The organism is Mycobacterium sp. 1482292.6 (assembly GCF_001672995.1).
GTDB classification, from domain to species: Bacteria; Actinomycetota; Actinomycetes; order Mycobacteriales; family Mycobacteriaceae; genus Mycobacterium; species Mycobacterium europaeum_A.
In genome coordinates, this window is the sequence record NZ_LZKV01000091.1 from 155,876 (window position 1) to 177,058 (window position 21,183).

Consider the following 21,183-nt stretch of genomic DNA (forward strand, 5'->3'; position numbering starts at 1 on the left):
CGTAGCCGTCGTCAATCCCCGGCGTACCGTTGTTCTCGCCACGGGTCGCCGTAGCTGTGGTAGCCCAACCGTTCCCAGAATCCGGGTGCGTCGCTGTCGCGTAGCTGAATGGATCTAACCCACTTTGCGGACTTCCAGAAATACAGGTGCGGCACCAGCAGCCGCGCCGGGCCGCCGTGCACTGCGGTAAGCGGTTCGCCCTCATACGCGTAGACGATCCAAGCCTTCCCACCGAGAAGGTCGTCCAACGGAAGGTTGGTGGTGTAGCCGCCGTAGGAACCGACCAGTGCGAATCCGGCAGCGGTGTCGATCGATTCGAAAAGTGTGTCCAGAGAAACGCCTTGCCACTTGGTATTCAGCTTCGACCAGGTGGCGACGCAGTGAATGTCCACATCGAGCCGCTCGCTCGGCAGGAGCTTGAACTGGGTCCAGGTCCACGAGTGTTGGGTGCCGAGCTCGTCGCGAATAGTGAATTGCCAGTCATCGAGATCGATCCGCGGAGTCGGTCCTGCTTGCAGGACAGGGAAGTCCGTAGTCAGATGTTGACCGGGCGGCAGCTCGAGCGCCGCTTCAACGCGGCGTCCACGAAAGCCTTTGTTGACGATACTCATTGCGCCCCGTGTCGTGGTGTTGATTAGTCCAGCAAAGCCGGCGTTGGATGTGCGGGTGAAACAGGAGTGCCGGCATCCGCCCCTGCCACCTTTGGTAGCTGGAAAACTTCGCTGGCCGTGAAACGGGCGTCGGCACCGCAAACGAATCCCATTGACAACACCGTGCGGGGGAAGAAGACGTCGGTGAGATATGCGAGTGCGACCGCCCAGCGGTTGACGAGCCGGGGAAGGGCGTAGAGGTGGTAGGCGCGGGCGATAAGCTTCGCGGGATAGCCCGAAAGGTGCACGCCTAGCGGGTTGGCGACGGCGTAGCGCGGACCCAAGTCGACGACCAAACCTTTGTCGCTGTGGCGGTAGTTTTTCCGCTCGCCGTACCCTAGGCTTGCGGCGACGTTACGGGCCAACGTCTTACCTTGTCGGGTCGCGTGCTGGGCCGTGGGCGGAGCGATCTTGCCCGGCTGGGTCAGGTCCGGAACTGCGGCGGCGTCTCCCCCGGCGAACACATCGGGGTGACCTGGTACCTGCAAGTCGGCCTGTACCTTCAGCCGGCCCCACTCTGTTTCCAAGCCCAGCGTGGCGATCAGCGGTGACGGGGTGACGCCGGCCACCCACGCTACCGTGCAAGTGTCGATGCGCGAATCATCGGTGAGCACGACATGGTCGGCGTGAACCTCCTTCAGGGTCGTGCTCAACCGCACATCGATTCCGCGAGAGCGCAGGACACGCATCGCGGCGTCGCCGAGCTTCTGCCCCACCTCGGGCATGACGTGGTCGGCCAGGTCCAGCAGCACAAACCGCACCGAGGCCCGATCGAAGCCCATTTGCTTCGCCGCTGCATCGGCGAGTGCGCGCAGCTGCGCCGTCAATTCGGAACCGGAATACGAGGCACCGACAACGACAATCGTGCGCCGCGCGGCCGCGCGCGCCTCGTTTTCGTCGACGCAGGCCAGCTCCAACTGCTCGATCACATGATCACGCAGATACAGCGCCTCGGCGGTCGACTTCAGCCCGTGCGCGTGGGTGGCCAAACCGGGCGTATCGAACAGGCGGGTCACCGAGCCTGGTGTCAAGACCAGCCGATCCCACGACAGCGTCCCCACCCGACCCTCCGGATCGGTGAACGAGAGGCTCTGCCTATCGAAGTCAACGTGGTCGACCCGGCCGCGGACCGCCTGCACCCCCTTGAGCGTTCCGGCCAGCGGAACACAGACAAACCGCGGGTCGACCAGCCCACCGGCCACATCAGCCAGCAATGGTGAGTACTGCATGTAATCGACCGGCGAAACAATGGTCACCTTCACATCCGAGGCGCGCGCCCTGCCTAACCGTCTTGCCAGGCCGCGCGCGCACTCGAAAGCGGCGAACCCGCTGCCGACGATCACAACCGAGGTGGCCGGTTCCACCTTCTCCGGTTGACGGTGAAGTGAAACCGCGTTCATATCTCTTCTCCTGTTTGATATTCGGGTCCACATGGAGTCGGGGGTCGATCGCACGAGGTCGTGGTGCCCGTGGTCGCCCCGGCGTCCTGGACTGCGGCGCAGTAGACCGCTGTGACCACCTCGGACATCGTGATCAGATAGTGAGCATCACCCGACCCAGGTCCGCCTGTCATCACCCCTCAGCACGAATCACCCGGGTGATAACGCTCACGCTGCGAAGGAACCGCCGGCCCAGTCAGCCCGTGCATCAGTTCAGATCATCGCGGACTATGAGCCGGCGGGCCGCCTCGGTGACCGAACCGGACAGCGACGGATAGATCGCAAGCGTCTGCGCAATATCGTCGACGGTGATCCGGTTTTGCACAGCCATCGCGATCGGCAGTATCAATTCCGAAGCGATCGGCGCGACTACCACGCCACCGATCACCACGCCGCTGTCCTGCCGGCAAAATAGTTTGACGAAACCCCGAGTCAACTCCGACATCTTGGCTCGCGCATTGGTTTTCAACGGCAGCATGATGACACGAGCCTGGACCGAGCCGTTGTCGATCGCGGTCTGCCCGACGCCGACCGCCGCAACCTCGGGATGGGTGAACACCGTTGCCGCGACGGTGCGCAGCCGGAGTGGATTAACGGCTTCACCCAGGGCGTGATACATCGCGATCCGGCCCTGCATCGCAGCAACCGAGGCTAACGGCAATACACCGGTGCAGTCCCCCGCAGCGTAAATGCCCGGAACCGATGTTTGTGAAACACGGTCGACAGCAATGTAATTGCCGCGCGCGAGGTCGATTCCCGCGCGCTGTAGGCCCAGCCCGCCGGTGTTAGGCACTGACCCGACCGTCATCAATGCGTGGCTGCCCTCGACGGTGCGGCCGTCGGTCATTGTCACCAGCACCCCGTCGTCGGTGCGCGTGACCGATTGTGCCCGGGCATTTTTGACCAGTTTGACCCCGCGTTCGGCGAAAGACTCTTCCAGCACCCACGCAGCGTCAGCGTCCTCGTACGGCAACACCCGATCGCGGCTAGCCACCACCGTTACCGCCACACCCAGTTCGGTGTAAGCGTTAGCGAATTCGGCACCAGTCACACCGCTTCCCACCACGACGAGGTGCTCGGGCAGCGAGTGCAGTTGATAAAGCTGGCGCCAGGTCAGGATGCGCTCGCCGTCGGGACGCGCCGACGGCAGGATCCGGGGGCTGGCGCCAGTGGCGATCAACACCACATCGGCCTCGTGCATCGTGATGCCGCCGTCGCGTGCGCTCACCTTGACACAGTGACGTGCCAGGCCGGGAGTCGGATCAACCAGTTCGCCCCTGCCCGCCACGAGCTCTATACCTGCGTCGAGCAGCTGCTCGATGATATCGGCCGACTGCTCGCTAGCCAGCATCTTGACTCGCTGATGGATTTCCGGAAGAGAGATCTTGGCGTCGTCGATGTCGATGTCGAAACCCAGGCGGGTTGCCCGTCGCAGTTCGGCGCGCAGTCCCGTGGAGGCGATAAAGGTTTTCGACGGCACGCAATCGCAGAGGACAGCAGCACCGCCGACCCCGCCGGAGTCGACCACTGTCACCTGGGCCACGGCGGGATCCCGTCCTGCGGCGACCAATGCTGCCTCATAACCGGCCGGACCGCCGCCGAGGATTACGATTCGGATCGGCACGGCATCACTAGCTGCCCCAATGGCATTTGGGTGGTGACTTCCTCGTGCGACACGGCACACCGATTGATACCGCCCGTTTGCAGTCTCCGCTTTCCTCGAATCCGACGAGACCAGTCGGGGCGTCGTCGCGTTCGAACGTTCGCATCGGGTAGGCCTCCATTCCCAATCGGAGGTTTGTGCACCACAGCTGAACTGATGTAGGCGTCCTCGAGCATTGCCTCAAATGGGATGAGCTGTCGTCGCCCGCGGTCGCTTTTCACCCGGGGTGATCAACGCCTCACGTCAGCAGGTTCCGAGATGCGTGGATCGGATCGGCCCGGGCGCTCATCCGGATGAATTGCTTCGGCGGGTGATGACCACTCACCCCGCGGCGGTGGATGCTGACACCGGAATGGCAAGCGGAGGTCGTCCTCGATCGGGCCCGCGAGCTCAGATCAGGATTCGTCGGCGTGCAATTGCACGCGCATGCACACAGAAAGAAGACGATGCGATGACAGCCGTTGCATCCCCACGCACGCGCATCTGGTCCTCGCGTCCCTCGAAATGCGGGACCGTCGTCCAGGGCAGGACTCATGGGCCGCGGAGCACTCAATTCGAAAGCGCGATTATCCCGCTTCTCGGGCCCCTCTATCGGCAAGCTCTCCGGATGACCTCCAATCAGGCGGACGCGGAGGATCTGGTGCAAGAAACAATGCTCAACGCGTACGTCGGCCTGTCGGCATTCGAGCCAGGAACGAATCTAAAGGCGTGGCTACGGCGGATCATGATCAACACCTACATTGACAGCTATCGGAGGCAAAAGCGCCGCCCCGCACAATATCCGACCGATGAGATCACCGATCGGCAGCTGGCGGCCAGCGCCCCCCGTACCTCGGGGGCGCTACGGTCGGCCGAAGACCAGGCGCTCGAAATGCTGCCAGACCCCTACCTCAAGGCGGCAATGATGGTCTTGCCTGAGCAGTTTCGCATGGCCGTGTATTTTGCTGACATCGCGGGATACTCCTACAAGGAGATCGCCGCCATGACGGACACGCGGCAAGGGACCGTAAGTTCGAGGATCAACCGCGGACGAAAACAATTGCGCGATTTATTAGTTGACTCGCCAGTCGACCATGCGGCCAGGCCCATCGACGAGGCGCCGAGCGGAGCCACCCAGAAGCGTGCAAGTGTCAATGGCGATGAATAAAGCAAGTCTCCAACTCACGTGCAAGGTTTCCCCGCCGTCACCCTGGACTGTCAGCCTGACTCGACCTGGACTGGAACATCTGGCCTTCTATGCCGGCATCGGTGCAGTGGCCGCATTTGGGATGATGGAATGGCCAGTCGTCGCTACGTTGGTGGTGGGGCACACGCTTGTCAACGCGCAGCACAACAAGGTCCTTCAATCACTTGATGAGGCGTTGGAAGAAGCCTAGCAGCAATACATTACGAGTCGCAGGGCCGTAGCAGCTCACAGTTCCCACTTAGTTATCTCGGGTGCGCGCGTGCGCGCAGCACGTGGGCCTCACCGCGCATCCGCTCAATCATGTGCGGATAGTGCAGTTCGAAGGCGGGCCTCTCCGAGCGGATGCGCGGCAGCTCGGTGAAGTTATGCCGCGGGGGTGGGCTGCTGGTGGCCCACTCCAGGGAGTTGCCATAGCCCCAGGGGTCGTCGACGGTGACCGGTTCACCGTACCGCCAGCTGCGGAACACGTTCCACACGAACGGCAATACAGAAGCTCCCAGGATGAGTGCCCCGATCGTCGAGACAACGTTGAGCGTGGTGAAGCCGTCGCTGGGTAGATAGTCGGCGTAGCGGCGTGGCATCCCTTTGTTGCCAAGCCAGTGTTGTACCAGAAATGTGGTGTGAAACCCGATCAGTGTCATCCAGAAGTGCAACTTGCCCAGCCGTTCATCGAGTAGCCGCCCGGTCATCTTGGGAAACCAGAAATACGCCCCGGCATATGTGGCGAACACGATGGTGCCGAACAGCACGTAGTGGAAGTGGGCGACCACAAAGTAGGTGTCGGTGACGTGGAAGTCGATTGGCGGGCTGGCCAGCAGCACACCCGACAGGCCGCCGAGGAGAAAAGTCACCAGAAAGCCCACCGCGAAAAGCATCGGGGTCTCAAAGGTCAACTGACCCTTCCACATTGTGCCGATCCAATTGACGAATTTGATTCCGGTCGGCACCGCAATCAGGTAGGTCGCGAACGAAAAGAACGGCAGCAGCACCGCACCGGTGGCATAGAGATGATGGGCCCACACCGCGATCGACAGCGCCCCGATGGCGATGGTCGCATAGACCATGGTGGTGTAGCCAAACAGCGGTTTACGAGAAAACACAGGGATGACTTCGGTGATGATGCCGAAGAAGGGCAGCGCAATGATGTAGACCTCAGGATGGCCGAAGAACCAGAACATGTGCTGCCACAACAGGACTCCACCGTTTGCTGGGTCAAACACGTGCGCGCCAAGATGGCGGTCGGCGGCCAACCCGAACAACGCCGCCGTCAACAGCGGGAAGGCGACCAGCACCATGATGCTGGTGACCAGGATGTTCCAGGTGAAAACCGGCATCCGAAACATTGTCATGCCCGGCGCGCGCAGGCACACCACGGTCGTGATCATGTTGACTCCCCCGAGGATGGTGCCCAACCCACCGACAATGAGCCCGAGGATCCATAAGTCACCACCAGGGCCCGGGGAATGGACGGCGTCTGACAGCGGGGTGTAGGCGGTCCACCCAAAGGCCGCTGGTCCACCGGGGGCGATGAAGCCCGCTAGGGCGATCAGTGCCCCGAACACAAAGAGCCAGAATGACAATGCGTTGAGCCGCGGAAAGGCGACATCGGGGGCGCCGATCTGCAGGGGCAACACCAGGTTAGCGAACCCGAAGACGATCGGGGTCGCATAGAACAGCAACATCACCGTGCCGTGCATGGTGAACAGTTGGTTGTATTGCTCGTTGGATAGAAACTGTAGACCGGGTGCGGCCAGCTCGGCGCGCATCAGCAGCGCCATGAGCCCGCCGACGAAAAAGAACGTAAAGCATGCGACGACATACATGATCCCGATCACTTTGTGATCGGTCGTGGTGATCAGCCGGTAGATCAGGCTACCCGTGGGGCCGGTACGCTCCGGGAAGGGCCGGCTGGCCAGCAGCTCTTCCAGCTCAGGCGCCGAGGCGGACATTAGATCGCTCTCCCAAAGGGTGAATGCTGCTGGACCACAGTATGTTTAGCGTTGAACCGACCGTAGCCAGGACGCTGCGAACTTGCCCACCCCGTCGTGTTCGAGCACCGCGAACACGTTCGGTAGATCAATACCGATCGCGCTCAGCCGGTCCAACACTTCCTGCGCCTGTGCCGCCTTGCCAGTGATGGTGTCACTGTTGATGACGCCGTGGTCGGCCACCGCCTCCAATGTCGCGGCAGGAATGGTGCTTACCGTGTTCGGCGCCACGAGTTCGGTGACGTACATCGTGTCGGGATACGCGGCGTTCTTCACCCCGGTAGAGGCCCACAGCGGGCGCTGCACGCGAGCACCCGCGGCGCGCAACGCGGTGTAGCGGAGCTCGGCTTCGAAGACCTGCTGGTAGGCCGCATAGGCCACCCTCGCGTTGGCGATGCCGGCTTGCCCCCGCAGCGCGAGCGCATCCGCAGTGCCGATTTTCTCGAGACGCGTATCGACCTCGGTATCCACCCGGGACACGAAAAGCGAAGCCACCGAATGGATCAGGGACAAATCAGCCCCGGCGCACTGTGCCGCCTCCATGCCGGTCAGGTACGCGTCCATCACCTCACGGTGCCGTTGCGCGGAAAAAATCAACGTGACATTGACCGAGATACCTTTAGCCAATGCTGCCGTGATTGCAGGCAGCCCCGCTGCCGTAGCCGGTATCTTGATAAATACGTTGGGCCGGTTGACGATTTCGGCCAACTCGATGGCCTGCATGAGTGTCCGATCGGAGTTGTGCGCATCCAGCGGATTGACTTCGACGGACACTCTGCCATCGATACCGTCGGAGGCCTCCCACTGCGGGCGCAGCACATCGCAGGCCGCCCGGACGTCATCAGTGATCACCGTGCGGACCGCGGCATGCATCGCGAGGCCACGCGCGGTCAACTCGGCGAGCTGCTCGCCGTAGAGGTTGCTGTGGGTAAGTGCTCGCTCAAAGGTCGACGGGTTTGTCGTGACTCCGACGACACTTCTGGTATCAACGAGGCGCTGCAGCTTGCCCGATTGCAGCCAGTCGCGCGACAAGTCATCCAGCCAGACCGACACACCGGCTGCCGACAGCGCCGCAAGGTTCGGGTTCTGAGTCATCGTGTCACCGTCGCTCGCCGATCTCCGGTCGCGGTGACACTCGTCCTGCGATACATGCGGCGCCATAGAACACCAACGGCGCGTAAATGCTCAACAGCACCTGCCAGTCAGGCGAAATTGTCGGGTCCTTGTCCTGCATTACCGAGCCCATGTCGCTATTGAATGGGCTTGGCATGTTCTGCGGTCGCTGCCCTCGCGCCACCGTGGCGGGGCAACGTCCACTCGGGACGGATGTAGTGGCAGGTGTAGCCCGATGGGTAGCGTTGCAGATAGTTCTGGTGCTCGGGTTCCGCTTCCCAAAACTCGCCGGCCGGGTTGATCTCGGTGACGACCGCGCCGGGCCACCGGCCCGAATTCTCGATGTCGGCGATAGTCTGCACCGCGATTTGCTTTTGCTCGTCGTCCAGATAGAAAATTGCCGACCGGTAACTGCTTCCGACGTCGTTGCCCTGACGGTACTTGGTGGTCGGGTCGTGAACCTGAAAGAAGAATTCCAGCAGTGCGCGGTAATCGGTTTCGTCTGGGTCGTAGGTGATTTCGAGCGCCTCGGCGTGGCCGGGGTGATTGCGGTAGGTGGGATGCGCGTTGCTGCCGCCGGTGTAGCCGACACGGGTGGACACCACACCGGGCTGCGCGCGGAAGAGATCCTCCATCCCCCAAAAGCACCCGCCGGCGAGAACGGCGATCTTGTTGTGGCTGCTCATGATTGCTGCTCGGCGACACTTTGGTGTTGCTCCGATCCATCATTCGTGAACAAACGCAGATATTGCCCATAACCCTGGGCTTCGAGTTCATCGCGGTGGATGAATCGCAGCGATGCCGAGTTGATGCAGTAGCGCAACCCCCCGGCTTCGGTGGGGCCGTCCGGGAATACGTGCCCCAGATGGCTATCGGCGTGGGCCGACCGTACCTCGATCCGTTCCATGAAGTGGCTGCGGTCGCGCCTCTCAACGAGGTTGTCCGCGCCGATGGGCCGGGTGAAGCTGGGCCAGCCACTACCGCTGTCGAATTTGTCCACCGAGGCGAAAAGCGGTTCGCCAGAGACAATGTCGACGTAGATGCCGGGCTCATGGTTGTCGCAGTACTCGCCGGTGAACGGAGGCTCCGTGCCGCTCTCCTGGGTGACGTGGTATTGCTGAGGGCTGAGCGCGTCGACCGCGGCAGGGTTCTTGCTGTATTGATGTGACACCTGGTCTCCTTCATTCGCGCAGCCTTTACGAGGATGCGCTTAGCATTTCGGTAGGTAGTGTTGTCGCGTTAATTGCGTCCGGCCATGATGCCGCCGTCGACATTGAGAATCGCCCCGGTTACCCAACTGGCCTCATCCGACAGCAGATACGTGACGGCGTTGGCGACGTCGGCAGGAGTGCCGACTCGTCCCAGCGGATGAAGCGGCGCGAATGTGGCAAGCGTGGCGTCGATCTCGTCCTTGGGGATGAACTTCTCGTAGAGCGGGGTCTTGACGACGGCCGGTGCCACCGCGTTGACGCGAATCTTATGCTCGGCGAGCTCGATGGCCAGGTTATGGGTCAGCGCATGCAGCCCGGCCTTTTGCATCGAGTATGCCGACGATGGAGTCAGACCGATCGCCTGATGTGCCCACATGCTGCCGATGTTGACGATCGAGCCGCCCTCACCGCGGGCGATCATGCCCGCAACGACGGACTGCGTCAGGAAGAACAATGCATAGTTCAACTCCATGTACGAGTCGTAGGTCAGCGCGTCGTACTCCAGGAACGCCTTGGGCACAAAGAATCCGGCCGCGTTCACCAACAGTGTCGCATCGCTGTGCTGCTCAGCAAGCGCGCGCTGAACATCGGCGACCGCAGCGCGATCCGTCAGCTCGGCAGTGATACCCCAGGCCTCGCCGCCCCCGCCGCTCAATTCGGTCACGGTGTCATCAACACGGTCCTTCGACCGGCCGACGATCACTGCGCTGCCGCCGTGGCGCACGACATCAACGGCGACCTGCCGGCCCATACCGGCGCTGCCTCCGACGACGACGACCTTCCTGGAATCGAAGTGCATGGTGAGACCCTCCTGCTAATCATTCTCGAGTGCTTCCGCGGGCCATTACCGCCTTTGCCCGGCAAGAAGATTTGTAGCGTTAGCGTCGACACCCGGCGCACGGTATGTCGACGTTTGAACTGGCTTTAGCTTGGTGCACCGCGGGATGAGCCGTCATCACCCCATCGTCGTTTCACCCGGGTGAGTTTTGGATCCCGAGGCCAACTGCTGAAACAAAGTGGCTTATCAGTGTGCGTGTCGATTACGCCATGAGCGGTGCGGATCTGCGACATCAATTCCACGCTGGCACTCACTCGATTGGAGCCTCCTGCTCCTCACTGAGTTATGAACGCGCAGTGGGTAATTCGGTGCAGTCGCAATCGTCGAGTGTGTAGGCTATACCCCGAACAAGAGGCGAGCAAAACGGTGGCGAATGTCGTTCACCAAGCCGGCGGCCATATCTCAGCCCGGCAGTCAATTCCACAGCGATGAAGCACATCAGAGGTGCCGGTGCGTTACACAAATGACGGCGCCGGCGAGGTAGTCACTCGATCCCCGTTATGGCGCAAAGCCCCTTGAGAAGATGGTGAAGGAGCGTCAACCATGTACGGCCCAGACGAAGAAGTAGTGCTGATCACCGAGGCCACGGCTTTGCCTGGCAGAGGAGACGACCTGCGACGTGCGTTTGTTAGGTTAATCCCTCAGTCACAGGCCGAAGGAGCCGTTAACACATTTCGGCTGCACGAAGATCGCGATCGGCCTGGACATTTCACGCTTTACCAGCGGTTCCGCAACCAACACGGTGTCGACCGTCACGTCCAAACCGATCACTTCGCGGTCAGCGTGGAAGCAATTGCACAATTCGCTGAGGGCGGTAAGGCCCAAACCACCTTCTACCGAGTACTGAGTCGCTAGGCCCTCCAAACTCGGGGGAAGATTTCGGGCTGCTACCCGAAAGCGACGTCGGCGTCGTCCCACACCTGCACCTGAGCCAGGTGACGCATCGTAGATCCCGGCGCGATCCGAGGCACTGGAGTTCCCACCAAGTTATCTCCGCATGTTCGCCGTCAAGCCCGCGTGATCGCGCAAGTTTGGCGGATTCCTCTACCAAGGGTTTGGTTTTCGAAGCTCTGATTCATTACGTCCCGTCCCCGCTCATTACCTGCGGTTTCGCTTTCGGGTCTTGACGGCGTCAGGACCCGCCACGCGACCAGACGTTCACGAAGCCGAGCGCGAGGTGTATAGCCCAGGTGAACCACCTCATGCAGGACGCCGTTACTGTGCATTGCCCGGGGCCGCCGGGCTGGTGGGACTCGTTGTGGTCGTAGAGCTCGTCGGGGTCGTCGAGCTCGTAGGCCGCACAGAGCTGGTAGGAGTCGTCGGGCTCGTAGGAGTCGTGGAACTGGTAGGAGTCGTGGGACTCGTCGGGCTCGTAGGCGTCGCCGGACTCGTCGGAGTCGTAGGAGTCGTAGGAGTCGTGCTCGCAAGACCCGGACCCTCGCCACACCAGTCCGCCACATCTTTCGGGTACTGCTCGATCGGTGGAGGGCAACGCTGCCCCGGCGGGAAATTGGCACCGGCGTTGAGCAGATCGCAGGGCACGTAGACCTGCTTGCCCTTGGGAGTGTTGGTCAGACACTTCGTCGGCGGCTCGCCATGGGCCTGGACCGGAATGACGGCCGCCGCCAACACCGCGCCGAGCGCCAAAGCAAGGCGGCGATAGGTCATGGGAGCTCCTCATCTTGATGCGGCCTCCGGCGTGCACAACTCCGCGTCGCCGGCGTATGACGATTAAAGCCGCTCACCCGGCCCATGACCCAACCCGAGGTCGCATGACCTAGCTGCGGCGCGTAGCGAATCCCCGCGTTGAACAGCACATTCTGTAGTGGAGCTGCCGGGAATCGAACCCGGGTCCTACGGCATTCCCTCAAGACTTCTCCGTGCGCAGTTCGCTATGTCTCTACTCGGATCTCCTGGTCACGCGAACAAGCCAGGATGACGATCCCAGTCGCTGTTGGTGTCCCGATAAGTCCCGCGACCGGACTCATCGGTGGATCCCTCTAGCTGACGCCAGGGTCCGGGTCGAGGGCTTTCCCGGTCTGACGGACTAGCTGTCGCTTAGGCAGCGAGAGCGTAGTCGCGCTGATGTGAATCGGCGCTTATCTGTTTGCAACGACGCTTACGGTGGTCAGTTGCCTGCACCGGCACGCTTCCCTTGATTCGATGCGCGAAGTCGAAACCTTTCAGCCCCTCGCACCCCACCGACTTTCGGCAGGAACATCCATGGTACCTGCCTATCAACCAGCGGCAACGGGATTATCTTCCCCGCTGCGCTGCGATCAGATCACGAAGTTGAGGTGCTCCACGACCTGGGCGGCCACGGCTCTGTCGCCGTCGAGGTCGACGTCGTGGGGACGGGCGGGACACATCGGGCGGCCGCCGGCGAGCCTGGTGAACTGCAGCCCGTCCAGGCGGATCGTCGCCGTCGGTGGTTGGCCGCCGAAGTCGTCGACCACCGCGGCCCGGCCGTCCACGCTGACCCGGATGGTGCGGGCCAGCGGGCCGGTGAGGTCGAACTGGACGCGTGAGCCCTCGGGCGCCTTGGCCAGCTTTCCCACCACGTAACCCATCGTCGCGGCGATCTCGTCGACGGCCAGCGAGGCCGCCGGGCCGGCCAGCTCGTCATCGGACGGCGGGCGCCCCAACGCCACGCGAATGTCTTCTTCGTGCATCCAGCAGTCGAACACCCGGATTCGCATGAACCGGCCGTAGGAATCCGGGCCGGTGGGAGTCATCGTCACCGCGTCCCACTCGTCGTCGGACATGGTCGTCAGCGCTTCGCGCCGGTCGGTGGTGATCGCCCGGAAGCTTTCCAGTACATCGGCGTCGGCGTGCGCGCTCAGATGGCGGACCCAGCACTCGTTCATCACGCCGACGTCGTTGCGCACGTGCTCCAACGCGGAGACGTCGACATCGGGCTGGGGCGCTGCGATGCCGGCAAGGAACGACTCGGTCCCGATCATGTGCGACACCAGGGCCTTGACGTCCCAACCCGGCAGCGGGCTGGCCGCCCGCCATTGCGCTTCGGAGAGCCCGCCCAACAGCGCATCGATGGCGTCCCACACCGCGAAGAGACCGGTGAGCACGGTGGACTTGTCGAGCTTGGTGACGGGGCGATCGGCCATGGTCGGATCGTAGGCCGCTTACTTTCCGATGAAGAGACCGATTCGGATAATGACAAGGGCACTGACTGCCAGCAGCCCGCCGACCGCGATCCACCCGGCGGGCCACGGACAAAACGTGACCCATGCCCCGGCGATGACGGCCATTCCCGCATGGGCGAGACGAAGTGCGAAGAAGTGCTGCTCGCGCAGGACGGCAACGAACACCCGGCGCGGGATCGCGCGAAGCAGCCACCACAACACGGCGATCAAAACCCCGCTGAGCAGGCCGACACCGACGCGCGCCAACGCGGTCGGATGGCCCTCGTCGTAGGCCCCGGCGGTGATAGCGAGGCACACGCTCAACAGCCCCGCGCCAACGGTCACGAGGGTGAGCACCTTTCGGAGAACGACCCCGATATTGCGCCGACTCAACGCCCCGTAGCCAGGATCGCTTCCGGCGGCACCGAGAAACCCCTGAAGGGCGCGTCCAAACTTGAAGCGCCCCAGTCGGTGAACCGCCAAATCGTTGAGGGCCTCGGCGTTCGCGGGATCCAGCTGCAGCGCCGCTCGATACGAAACCTCGGACTCATCCCGTCGGCCCATGGCATGCAGAATCGAACCGCGCCGGATGTGCGCGTCGACGCTTTGCGGATCCAGCCGTAGCGCGCGCTCGATGACATCCAGCGCCGAGCGCAACTGCCACGCCTTCTGCAATAGCAATGCGTAAAGGCGCAGTGGCGCAGGCTCATTCGGGTGTGATGTGACCGCTCGCCAAGCCATCCACAGGCCGTCATACTGACTTCCAAGGTTGAATAGCGCCAGCGCATACAGTCGCATCGCGAACTCGGAGTCGGGTGCGCCGGCCAAGGCGGCGTATGCGCTGCGCGCCGCGCCCGAATAATTGCCGAGCGCGAGTTCGGCGCGGGCGTAGGACGCAAGGAGGGCGGGATCGTTGGGGCTTTGCGAGAGCGACCGGCTCAGGATATCGCGTGCGCTTTCGTATTTTCTGGCGTCGATATAGGCGTCTGCGACTCGGATGACCTCGTCGTTTCGCCCTAATCCAGGCTCCGAAGTCACCGAAGATTACCGAATCTTTTTGCGGCGCATGTACTTCGCCAGTTCGTCGTAGGTTCCGTCGCCGTTGGCGAACTCGACGACGTTGCGGGCGGTCTCAAACCAGGGTCCGGTGCTGGGCCGGATCTGCGCGATGGCGGTGTCGATGTCGGCCATGGTGACCGGACGGACCTGACCGCTGCGCATCGAATCCGCCATGGCCAACTGGGTTGCGGTCTCGCACACGTAGGCCAGGTCGGCGCCAGAAAAGCCATCGGTGCGGTTGGCGATCGACTTGAGGTCTATGCCCGCGACGGGCCGGTCTTGCAGATGCGACCGCACGATCCCGGCCCTGGCCCCGGTGTCGGGCAAGCCGACAAAGATCATCCGGTCGAATCGGCCGGGGCGGCGTAGCGCGGGATCGACGTCCCATGGTGCGTTGGTGGCGCCCAGCACATAGACACCGTCGTTGACGGAGCTGGCCGAATCCATCTCCTCGAGCAAGGTGTTGACCACGGGCCGCAAACCCGAGCTGCCGCTCAGCGCGGAGCGCCGGTGTCCCAACGCATCAACTTCGTCGAAGAACAACACGCAGGGCGCGTTGCGCCGGGCCGTGTCGAAGACGGCGCGGATGCTGCGTTCGCTGTTGCCGAACCACTGGTGCAGGACGTCGGCGATGCCCACCTGGTAGAAGTTCGCCCCCAACTCACCCGAGACGGCTTTGGCGATGAATGTCTTGCCGCAACCCGGTGGTCCGTACAGCAACAACCCGCCGCGCGCGGACACCTTGAACGCCTTCATCAGCTCGGGATTGCGGATCGGGCCGAGCAACGACAGGTCCAGCTGTCGTTTGACTTCATCCATGCCCGCGACATCATCCAACCGGACACGAACGCGCTGCACTACGTCGAAGTCGTCTTCGTTGACCGCGTCAGGGGGTTGCTCGACGAAGGCGGGCTCGATGATGTCGGCGACTTCCTGTTCGGCGCTCGACCAGTCGAAGCTTTCGTTTCCAGCAGGCTGATTTGCAACCGGTGCGGACGCTTCGGCCGGCGGCGCCGCCAGCGCGGCGCTGCACCGTTGCAACAGGCTCAGCGCGTTGACATTGCCGGCGTCCTGCGTCAACACCGTGCTGCAATGGCCCAGTGCCTCGGCGTAGCGGCCTTTGTCCGCCAGCAGGCCGGCCAGATGCAACCGCAGCTCGATCACGTCGGGGCTTTTGTCCACCGCGTCCGACAGCGATCGAATGACGGGATCTTCGGTCTCAAACGCACCCAACGCCATCTCCCGGTCGTGATACGTGCCAACTGCCCAATATTAGGCGGCGGCACAACCGTCAGGCCGAGGCGATCATCGCCACCGATCCCATGGCGAGCACCATGCCGATCCCCTGCAAGCGGGTCACCCGCTCGCGCAGTACCACCATCGCCAGCACGACCGTCGCGGCCGGATACAGCGAAATCAGGATGCTGGCTAACGACAGCAGCCAGGTGTGCAGCGCGGCCAGCATGGTGATGTTGGCGAAGATGTCCAGCACGGCGACGGCCACGGCCAGCTTGAGCGGGCGGCCGCGCGGCATCGCCAGGTTCTGGCTGGTTTTGGCCATGGCGAACACGACCAGGCTGGCCGCCACGCGGGCGAACACCAGCGGCCACAGCTTGCACACGTGCGGCGCCTGGTGCAGGAACACCAGGTTCAGCCCCATCGCCGAACCCGCAACCACTGTGAGCCAGGCCACTTTTGGAGTGAACCGGTATGGCGTTCCCTCCACGGGAGCCTCGCGGCTGACGAGCATCACCGCGGCCAGCGCCAGGACGACGCCCACCAGGGCCGCCTGCCCGGGCCGCTCCCCCAACGCCATGCCCACCGCTACCGGCACCGCGGCATTGAGCACCGCCGCCAACGGCGAGACCACCGAAATCGGGCCGGAGCCCAGCGCCGCGAAGAACGCCCACATGCCGAACGCCATGCCGATGCCGTAGAGGCATCCCCACACGACGGCACCGAGGTGAACAGGCCCGCCGACGAACACGGCCAGCACGCCCAGCAACAGCGTCTCGATCGGGTAGGCGACCAGCATGACGCGCAGCGCGGCCACTCGCCGCGCTGCCACGCCGCCCACGAAATCGCTGACGCCGTAGGTGACGGCCGACAGCTGGGCGTAAGCCGCCCCGATCAGGTCATGCCCTTTGCTCGACGTCCCATTTCACGGACCACCTCACGCTGTGCATCACGTTGCGCCATGTCCTGGCGCTTGTCATAAGCCCTTTTACCGCGCGCGAGGGCCAGCTCGACTTTGACCTTGCCCTCAGAGAAATACAGCGACAGCGGCATCAAGGCGAGGTTACCATCTCGTATCTTGCCCACCAGTCTGTCGATTTGTTGCCTATGTAACAACAACTTTCGGTTGCGACGCGGTTCATGATTGGTCCAGCTACCGTGCTGATACTCGGGAATGTACAAGTTACGCAACCAAACTTCGCCGTCGTCGATCGTTGCGAACGCGTCAGCTAACGATGCTTGGCCCAGCCGAAGGCTTTTCACCTCGGTGCCTTGCAAAGACACCCCGGCCTCGAACAACTCGATGATCGAATAGTTATGTCGCGCTTTGCGATTGGTGGCGATAACCTGTTTGCTACCACCTTTGCCGCCCGCCGCCTTGGCTCGGCCGGAACCCTTGGCCACAGCTACCGCCGTATATAGAGGCGCAAGGTCGCGTACGCCGTCACCGCCGCCATCGACACGCCGAGCAGGAACAACCACGGCGAGATATAGAGGATGTCGGCGTAGTCGACCTTGGCGATCAGATGAGCTTGGTAGAACTGGCTCAGCGCGTTGTCCAGGAACAATGCACGGACCAACATGAGACCGAGCACGGCGATGGCGACACCGATGGACGCGGCCAGCATCGCTTCCACCAGAAAAGGCAGCTGGGTGTACCAGCGGCTGGCACCGACCAGCCGCATGATTCCGATCTCGGTGCGCCGGGTGTACGCGGCGACCTGCACCATGTTGGCGATCAACAGGATCGCTCCGACCGCCTGCACCAGCGCGACGGCGAACGCGGCATCGCGCAGGCCGTCCAACACGGCGAACAGGCGGTCGATGAGGTCCTTCTCGTTGAGGATGCTGCGCACCCCGGGCTGGCCCTGCATCGCGGCATCGAACTCCGCGTGCTGTTCGGGGTTGTTCAGCTTGACGATGAACGACGCGGGAAACGAGTCCTTGCCCGCCACGTCCTTGAACTCCGGGAACTTCTTGATGGCGTCGTTGTAGGCATCCTGGCGATTGACGAAGCGCACCGATTTGACGTCTTGGCGTGCATCGATCTTCTCGCGCAACCCTTTACACGGCGCGGACGTACACGTGGTGTCGTTGGCCGAGATGTCGTCGGTCAGAAACACCTGCGTCTCGACGCGGTCGAGATAGATCTCGCGTGAGTTGTCGGCCAGCCGGACCACCAGCAGACCGCCGCCGAACAGGCCGATGGAGATCGCGGTCGTCAGGATCATCGCGGCCGTCATGGTGACGTTGCGGCGAAGTCCGGTCAGAACCTCGTTGAGTAGGAAACCGAAGCGCACTTAGCGGTCCATCCCGTAGATGCCGCGCTGCTCGTCACGAACCAGCCTGCCCAGCGACAATTCGACGACGCGCTGGCGCATCGAGTCGACGATGTGGTGGTCGTGCGTTGCCATCAGCACCGTCGTCCCCGTGCGGTTGATCCGCTCCAACAAATCCATGATGTCCTTACTGGTGTCAGGGTCGAGGTTGCCCGTCGGCTCGTCCGCCAGCAGGACCAGCGGCCGGTTGACGAACGCGCGGGCGATCGCCACCCGCTGCTGCTCACCACCGGACAACTCGTGGGGCAACCGATTGGCTTTGCCGGACAGGCCGACGGTTTCCAGCACGTCGGGCACCACCCGATTGATCGCGTCGGGTCGTTTGCCGATCACTTCCAACGCGAACGCGACGTTCTCGTACACCGTTTTTTGCTGCAACAGGCGGAAGTCCTGAAAAACGCAGCCGATGACCTGGCGCAGCTTCGGGACGTGCCGACCGCGCAGCTTGTTGACGTGGAACTTCGACACCCGGACGTCGCCGCTGGTCGGGTTCTCGGCGCCGAGCAGCAGCCGCATGAACGTCGACTTGCCCGAGCCCGACGGGCCGATCAGGAAGACGAATTCACCCTTGTCGATCTTGACGTTGACGTCCTCCAGCGCCGGACGGGCCGACGCTTTGTACTTCTTGCTGACATGGTCCAGGGTGATCATCACGGCACGCCAGTGTAGCGGTGAATTTCGCTGGCAAGCGAAGTCAACTGGCCGGCGGCGGCGAACTCGGCACCGGGCCGGGCCCCGGTTGCGGTTGCTGCGGCGTCGGTGTGGCCGGGCTTGAGCTGGGCGGGCAGAACGGCGCCGGCAGGATGCACGGCAGCTGCGGCAGCTGGAACGGCGGCGTCGTGGTCGTGGTCGTCGTCACCGGCGGCGGCGGTGGCGGGGGTGGTGCCGGCGTACTCGTCGACGTCGGCGTGTAGGTGACGGTCGCCGGGGGCGCCTGCACCCGGCTACGGGGCACCCAGGTGTAGTTGGGATCGGGCACGAAACCCGGCGGCACCACTTGCTGGGCCGGCGGCTTGGGTGCCGGCTCCGGGCGGTAGGTGTCGTAGACCCACCACGCCAGGAAGAAAGCGATGATCAGTACGAGCGTCGACGTGCGCATCCGCCCGCCGAACACGTAATTGGGCCAGCGATGCTCCGCATCCTTGTCGTCGCCGTCGCCGCGCTTCTCGAGGATGTTCAGGGTGAACTTCAACGCTTCTGCACCGCACCTTGGACTTCATCGTCGGTTTGCTGTTCGGCGGCCTGGGCGGCCGGCACCGAGGGGTCTTCGACCAGGCCGACCGTCGCATCCGCCGCGGTCACGATCCCGACGCGGGCCAGCGCCCGGATGACCAGGACGCGCAGCTGCCGGCCGACCTCGAACTGCTTGCCGGGCAGCGTGCGGGCCACCATACGCAGGGTGACCGTGTCGACTTCGATGCTCTCCACACCCATCACCGTGGGTGCATCCAGCAGCAACTGGCCCAGCACGGGGTTGTCCATCGCGCGGTCGCATTCCTGATGCAAGACCTCGTTGACCCGGTTGAGGTCGGCGTTGGTCGACACCGGGATGTCCACCACCGCGCGTGCCCAGTCCTTGGACAGGTTGACCACCTTGACGATCTGCCCATTGGGGATGGTCAACACTTCGCCATCGGGTGAGCGCAGCCGGGTGACCCGCAGCGTCACGTTCTCGACCGTGCCGGTCGCGTCCGTCGCGGACACGACGGTGATGGTCACCAGGTCTCCGAAGCCGTACTGGCGCTCCACCAGGATGAAGAAGCCGGACAGCAGGTCCCTGACCAACTGCTGCGCGCCGAAACCCAGCGCGGCGCCGACCACGGTGGCCGGCGCCACCAGCCCCCCGATCGAGAACTGCAGTATCTCGGCGAGCTGCATCATGACCCAGATGCCGATGATGACGACCGACACCCACGAGATCACCGACGCCACGGCCTGGCGGTGTTTCGAGGCCTCCGATCGCACCAGCGCGTCGCTTTCGACGAAGCCCAAGTTGAGCTGGCGGGTCACCTGCTGTGCGACCCAGTTGACGAAACGGGCCGCCAACACTGCCGCGATCAGCACCATGACGATGCGCAGACCCCTGGCGATGATCCATTCACCGACTTCGCCCCGCCAAAAGTCATGCCAGCGGTGCGTCATCGATGCGGCGAGAATGCTTGTGTTATTCGTCATCTTTTCGGTTGCGCCAACGGATTCCCGCTTCCAGGAATCCGTCGATGTCTCCATCCAGGACGGCCGCAGGGTTGCCAACCTCGTACTCGGTTCGCAGGTCCTTGACCATCTGATAGGGCTGCAGAACGTAGGAGCGCATCTGATTGCCCCACGAACTGCCACCTTCGCCTTTTAACGCGTCTAGTTCAGCGCGTTCTTCGGATCGCTTGCGTTCCAACAACTTTGCCTGAAGCACTCGCATCGCCGAGATCTTGTTCTGCAACTGCGACTTTTCGTTCTGGCAAGTCACGACGATACCCGTCGGGATATGGGTTAAACGTACCGCAGAGTCGGTGGTGTTCACCGATTGGCCTCCCGGGCCGCTCGAGCGGTAAACGTCAACGCGCACATCGCCTTCCGGAATGTCGATGTGGTCCGTGGTCTCCACCACCGGGAGCACCTCGACTTCGGCGAACGATGTCTGACGCCGGCTCTGGTTGTCAAACGGGCTGATGCGCACCAGCCGGTGGGTGCCCTGCTCCACGGACAGCGTGCCGTAGGCGAACGGCGCGTGCACGGCGAACGTCGCGCTCTTGATGCCGGCCTCTTCGGCGTAGGACGTGTCGAACACCTCGACGGGATACTTGTGCTGCTCGGCCCACCGGATGTACATCCGCATCAGCATCTCGGCCCAGTCGGCGGCGTCCACGCCGCCCGCGCCGGAACGAATGGTGACCAGCGCCTCGCGTTCGTCGTACTCCCCCGACAGCAGGGTGCGCACCTCGGTGGCTTCGATGTCTGCGCGCAGCGCTTTCAGCTCGGCGTCGGCCTCCGCCAGCGCGTCGGCCGCACCTTCCCCCTCCTCGGCCGCCAGCTCGTAGAGCACCGGCAGATCGTCCAGCCGTCCGCGCAGCTCCTCGACCCTGCGCAGCTCGCCCTGGGCGTGGGACAACTCACTGGTCACCCGCTGGGCCCGAGCTTGGTCATCCCACAACTGGGGATCGGAGGCCTCGTGCTCGAGCTTCTCGATGCGCTTGCGCAGACCGTCCACATCGAGCACCCGCTCCACCGTGGTCAGGGTGGCATCGAGTGCGGCGATATCGGCTTGACGGTCGGGTTCCACAGCCGACCACGTTACCCGGGGCCTCCCACGCGGCTGAGCTC

21 protein-coding genes and 1 other RNA gene are annotated in these 21,183 nt (G+C 63.2%); 2 read left to right on the forward strand and 20 right to left on the reverse strand.

Going from position 1 to position 21,183, the window contains the following annotated elements; translation table 11 throughout:
* Nucleotides 1–11: 11 nt before the first annotated feature.
* From A5624_RS09575 to A5624_RS09585, 3 genes are all read right to left on the reverse strand, one after another.
* Nucleotides 12–611 carry a sulfite oxidase-like oxidoreductase gene (locus tag A5624_RS09575; RefSeq protein WP_066865125.1) on the reverse strand — a complete coding sequence of 200 codons (600 nt, stop codon included), beginning with the start codon at nucleotides 609–611 and terminating at the stop codon, nucleotides 12–14.
* Between the two features lie 23 nt (nucleotides 612–634).
* The gene (locus A5624_RS09580) at nucleotides 635–2,050 is read right to left on the reverse strand and encodes an NAD(P)/FAD-dependent oxidoreductase (RefSeq protein WP_066865128.1); all 1,416 of its coding nucleotides are present in this window, start codon (nucleotides 2,048–2,050) and stop codon (nucleotides 635–637) included.
* A gap of 247 nt (nucleotides 2,051–2,297) precedes the next feature.
* Nucleotides 2,298–3,713 carry an NAD(P)H-quinone dehydrogenase gene (locus A5624_RS09585; RefSeq protein ID WP_066865131.1) on the reverse strand — a complete coding sequence of 472 codons (1,416 nt, stop codon included), beginning with the start codon at nucleotides 3,711–3,713 and terminating at the stop codon, nucleotides 2,298–2,300.
* A 490-nt stretch (nucleotides 3,714–4,203) separates the two neighbouring features.
* On the opposite strand from A5624_RS09585, the gene A5624_RS09590 reads away from it, so the two are divergent.
* Nucleotides 4,204–4,899: a sigma-70 family RNA polymerase sigma factor gene (locus tag A5624_RS09590; RefSeq protein ID WP_082984603.1), complete on the forward strand. Its 696-nt coding sequence runs from the start codon at nucleotides 4,204–4,206 to the stop codon at nucleotides 4,897–4,899.
* A 281-nt stretch (nucleotides 4,900–5,180) separates the two neighbouring features.
* Here the strand turns inward: A5624_RS09590 and ctaD are convergent, their stop codons facing one another.
* From ctaD to A5624_RS09620, 5 genes are all read right to left on the reverse strand, one after another.
* Entirely contained in the window at nucleotides 5,181–6,887 is a 1,707-nt protein-coding gene (ctaD, locus tag A5624_RS09600; protein ID WP_066865134.1) for a cytochrome c oxidase subunit I, read from the reverse strand.
* A 45-nt stretch (nucleotides 6,888–6,932) separates the two neighbouring features.
* Complete coding sequence (gene tal / locus A5624_RS09605; RefSeq protein ID WP_066865140.1) at nucleotides 6,933–8,021, reverse strand: transaldolase; 1,089 nt, start codon at nucleotides 8,019–8,021, stop codon at nucleotides 6,933–6,935.
* A 155-nt stretch (nucleotides 8,022–8,176) separates the two neighbouring features.
* Nucleotides 8,177–8,725: a peptide-methionine (S)-S-oxide reductase MsrA gene (gene msrA, locus A5624_RS09610; protein WP_066865143.1), complete on the reverse strand. Its 549-nt coding sequence runs from the start codon at nucleotides 8,723–8,725 to the stop codon at nucleotides 8,177–8,179.
* On the reverse strand, nucleotides 8,722–9,210 hold the full coding sequence (gene msrB / locus A5624_RS09615) for a peptide-methionine (R)-S-oxide reductase MsrB (RefSeq protein ID WP_066865146.1): 489 nt from the start codon (nucleotides 9,208–9,210) through the stop codon (nucleotides 8,722–8,724). The genes msrA and msrB overlap by 4 nt, the downstream gene beginning before the upstream one ends.
* A 68-nt stretch (nucleotides 9,211–9,278) precedes the next feature.
* Nucleotides 9,279–10,049 (reverse strand): SDR family NAD(P)-dependent oxidoreductase, encoded by a 771-nt coding sequence (locus tag A5624_RS09620; RefSeq protein WP_066865148.1) that lies wholly within the window; start codon nucleotides 10,047–10,049, stop codon nucleotides 9,279–9,281.
* 582 nt (nucleotides 10,050–10,631) lie between these two features.
* On the opposite strand from A5624_RS09620, the gene A5624_RS29470 reads away from it, so the two are divergent.
* Nucleotides 10,632–10,943: an antibiotic biosynthesis monooxygenase gene (locus tag A5624_RS29470; RefSeq protein WP_082984604.1), complete on the forward strand. Its 312-nt coding sequence runs from the start codon at nucleotides 10,632–10,634 to the stop codon at nucleotides 10,941–10,943.
* A gap of 277 nt (nucleotides 10,944–11,220) precedes the next feature.
* On the opposite strand, the gene A5624_RS28125 is transcribed toward A5624_RS29470, so the two are convergent.
* From A5624_RS28125 to prfB, 12 genes are all read right to left on the reverse strand, one after another.
* A complete protein-coding gene (locus A5624_RS28125; RefSeq protein WP_066865155.1) occupies nucleotides 11,221–11,535 on the reverse strand; it encodes a hypothetical protein in 315 nt (104 codons plus the stop codon).
* 376 nt (nucleotides 11,536–11,911) lie between these two features.
* Nucleotides 11,912–12,279: a transfer-messenger RNA gene (gene ssrA, locus A5624_RS09630) on the reverse strand.
* A gap of 88 nt (nucleotides 12,280–12,367) precedes the next feature.
* The gene (locus A5624_RS09635; protein ID WP_066865158.1) at nucleotides 12,368–13,213 is read right to left on the reverse strand and encodes a maleylpyruvate isomerase family mycothiol-dependent enzyme; all 846 of its coding nucleotides are present in this window, start codon (nucleotides 13,211–13,213) and stop codon (nucleotides 12,368–12,370) included.
* Between the two features lie 18 nt (nucleotides 13,214–13,231).
* Nucleotides 13,232–14,269, reverse strand: coding sequence for a tetratricopeptide repeat protein (locus A5624_RS09640; RefSeq protein WP_066865161.1), 1,038 nt, complete (start codon nucleotides 14,267–14,269; stop codon nucleotides 13,232–13,234).
* Nucleotides 14,270–14,275: 6 nt separating this feature from the next.
* On the reverse strand, nucleotides 14,276–15,523 hold the full coding sequence (locus A5624_RS09645) for an AAA family ATPase (protein ID WP_369806902.1): 1,248 nt from the start codon (nucleotides 15,521–15,523) through the stop codon (nucleotides 14,276–14,278).
* A 58-nt stretch (nucleotides 15,524–15,581) separates the two neighbouring features.
* Nucleotides 15,582–16,424 carry a DMT family transporter gene (locus A5624_RS09650; protein WP_156748963.1) on the reverse strand — a complete coding sequence of 281 codons (843 nt, stop codon included), beginning with the start codon at nucleotides 16,422–16,424 and terminating at the stop codon, nucleotides 15,582–15,584.
* On the reverse strand, nucleotides 16,421–16,930 hold the full coding sequence (gene smpB, locus A5624_RS09655; protein ID WP_065052255.1) for an SsrA-binding protein SmpB: 510 nt from the start codon (nucleotides 16,928–16,930) through the stop codon (nucleotides 16,421–16,423). Before smpB ends, A5624_RS09650 begins: the two co-directional genes overlap by 4 nt.
* A gap of 2 nt (nucleotides 16,931–16,932) precedes the next feature.
* The gene (gene ftsX, locus A5624_RS09660; RefSeq protein ID WP_066865170.1) at nucleotides 16,933–17,826 is read right to left on the reverse strand and encodes a permease-like cell division protein FtsX; all 894 of its coding nucleotides are present in this window, start codon (nucleotides 17,824–17,826) and stop codon (nucleotides 16,933–16,935) included.
* On the reverse strand, nucleotides 17,827–18,516 hold the full coding sequence (gene ftsE / locus A5624_RS09665) for a cell division ATP-binding protein FtsE (protein ID WP_066865258.1): 690 nt from the start codon (nucleotides 18,514–18,516) through the stop codon (nucleotides 17,827–17,829). It abuts the gene before it with no gap.
* A 43-nt stretch (nucleotides 18,517–18,559) separates the two neighbouring features.
* Nucleotides 18,560–19,057: a hypothetical protein gene (locus tag A5624_RS09670; protein ID WP_066865173.1), complete on the reverse strand. Its 498-nt coding sequence runs from the start codon at nucleotides 19,055–19,057 to the stop codon at nucleotides 18,560–18,562.
* A complete protein-coding gene (locus A5624_RS09675; protein ID WP_231997745.1) occupies nucleotides 19,054–20,040 on the reverse strand; it encodes a mechanosensitive ion channel family protein in 987 nt (328 codons plus the stop codon). Before A5624_RS09675 ends, A5624_RS09670 begins: the two co-directional genes overlap by 4 nt.
* Entirely contained in the window at nucleotides 20,030–21,142 is a 1,113-nt protein-coding gene (prfB, locus tag A5624_RS09680; RefSeq protein WP_066865179.1) for a peptide chain release factor 2, read from the reverse strand. The genes A5624_RS09675 and prfB overlap by 11 nt, the downstream gene beginning before the upstream one ends.
* Nucleotides 21,143–21,183 lie beyond the last annotated feature (41 nt).

Excerpts from the sequence above, each read along its gene's own strand:
- tal (WP_066865140.1), bottom strand. The coding sequence starts at position 8,021 with ATGACTCAGAACCCGAACCTTGCGGCGCTGTCGGCAGCCGGTGTGTCG.
- ctaD (WP_066865134.1), bottom strand. The coding sequence starts at position 6,887 with ATGTCCGCCTCGGCGCCTGAGCTGGAAGAGCTGCTGGCCAGCCGGCCC.
- A5624_RS09635 (WP_066865158.1), bottom strand. The coding sequence starts at position 13,213 with ATGGCCGATCGCCCCGTCACCAAGCTCGACAAGTCCACCGTGCTCACC.
- A5624_RS09590 (WP_082984603.1), top strand. The coding sequence starts at position 4,204 with ATGACAGCCGTTGCATCCCCACGCACGCGCATCTGGTCCTCGCGTCCC.
- A5624_RS09575 (WP_066865125.1), bottom strand. The coding sequence starts at position 611 with ATGAGTATCGTCAACAAAGGCTTTCGTGGACGCCGCGTTGAAGCGGCG.
- A5624_RS29470 (WP_082984604.1), top strand. The coding sequence starts at position 10,632 with ATGTACGGCCCAGACGAAGAAGTAGTGCTGATCACCGAGGCCACGGCT.
- A5624_RS09620 (WP_066865148.1), bottom strand. The coding sequence starts at position 10,049 with ATGCACTTCGATTCCAGGAAGGTCGTCGTCGTCGGAGGCAGCGCCGGT.
- A5624_RS09675 (WP_231997745.1), bottom strand. The coding sequence starts at position 20,040 with ATGACGAATAACACAAGCATTCTCGCCGCATCGATGACGCACCGCTGG.
- A5624_RS09580 (WP_066865128.1), bottom strand. The coding sequence starts at position 2,050 with ATGAACGCGGTTTCACTTCACCGTCAACCGGAGAAGGTGGAACCGGCC.
- ftsE (WP_066865258.1), bottom strand. The coding sequence starts at position 18,516 with ATGATCACCCTGGACCATGTCAGCAAGAAGTACAAAGCGTCGGCCCGT.
- msrA (WP_066865143.1), bottom strand. The coding sequence starts at position 8,725 with ATGAGCAGCCACAACAAGATCGCCGTTCTCGCCGGCGGGTGCTTTTGG.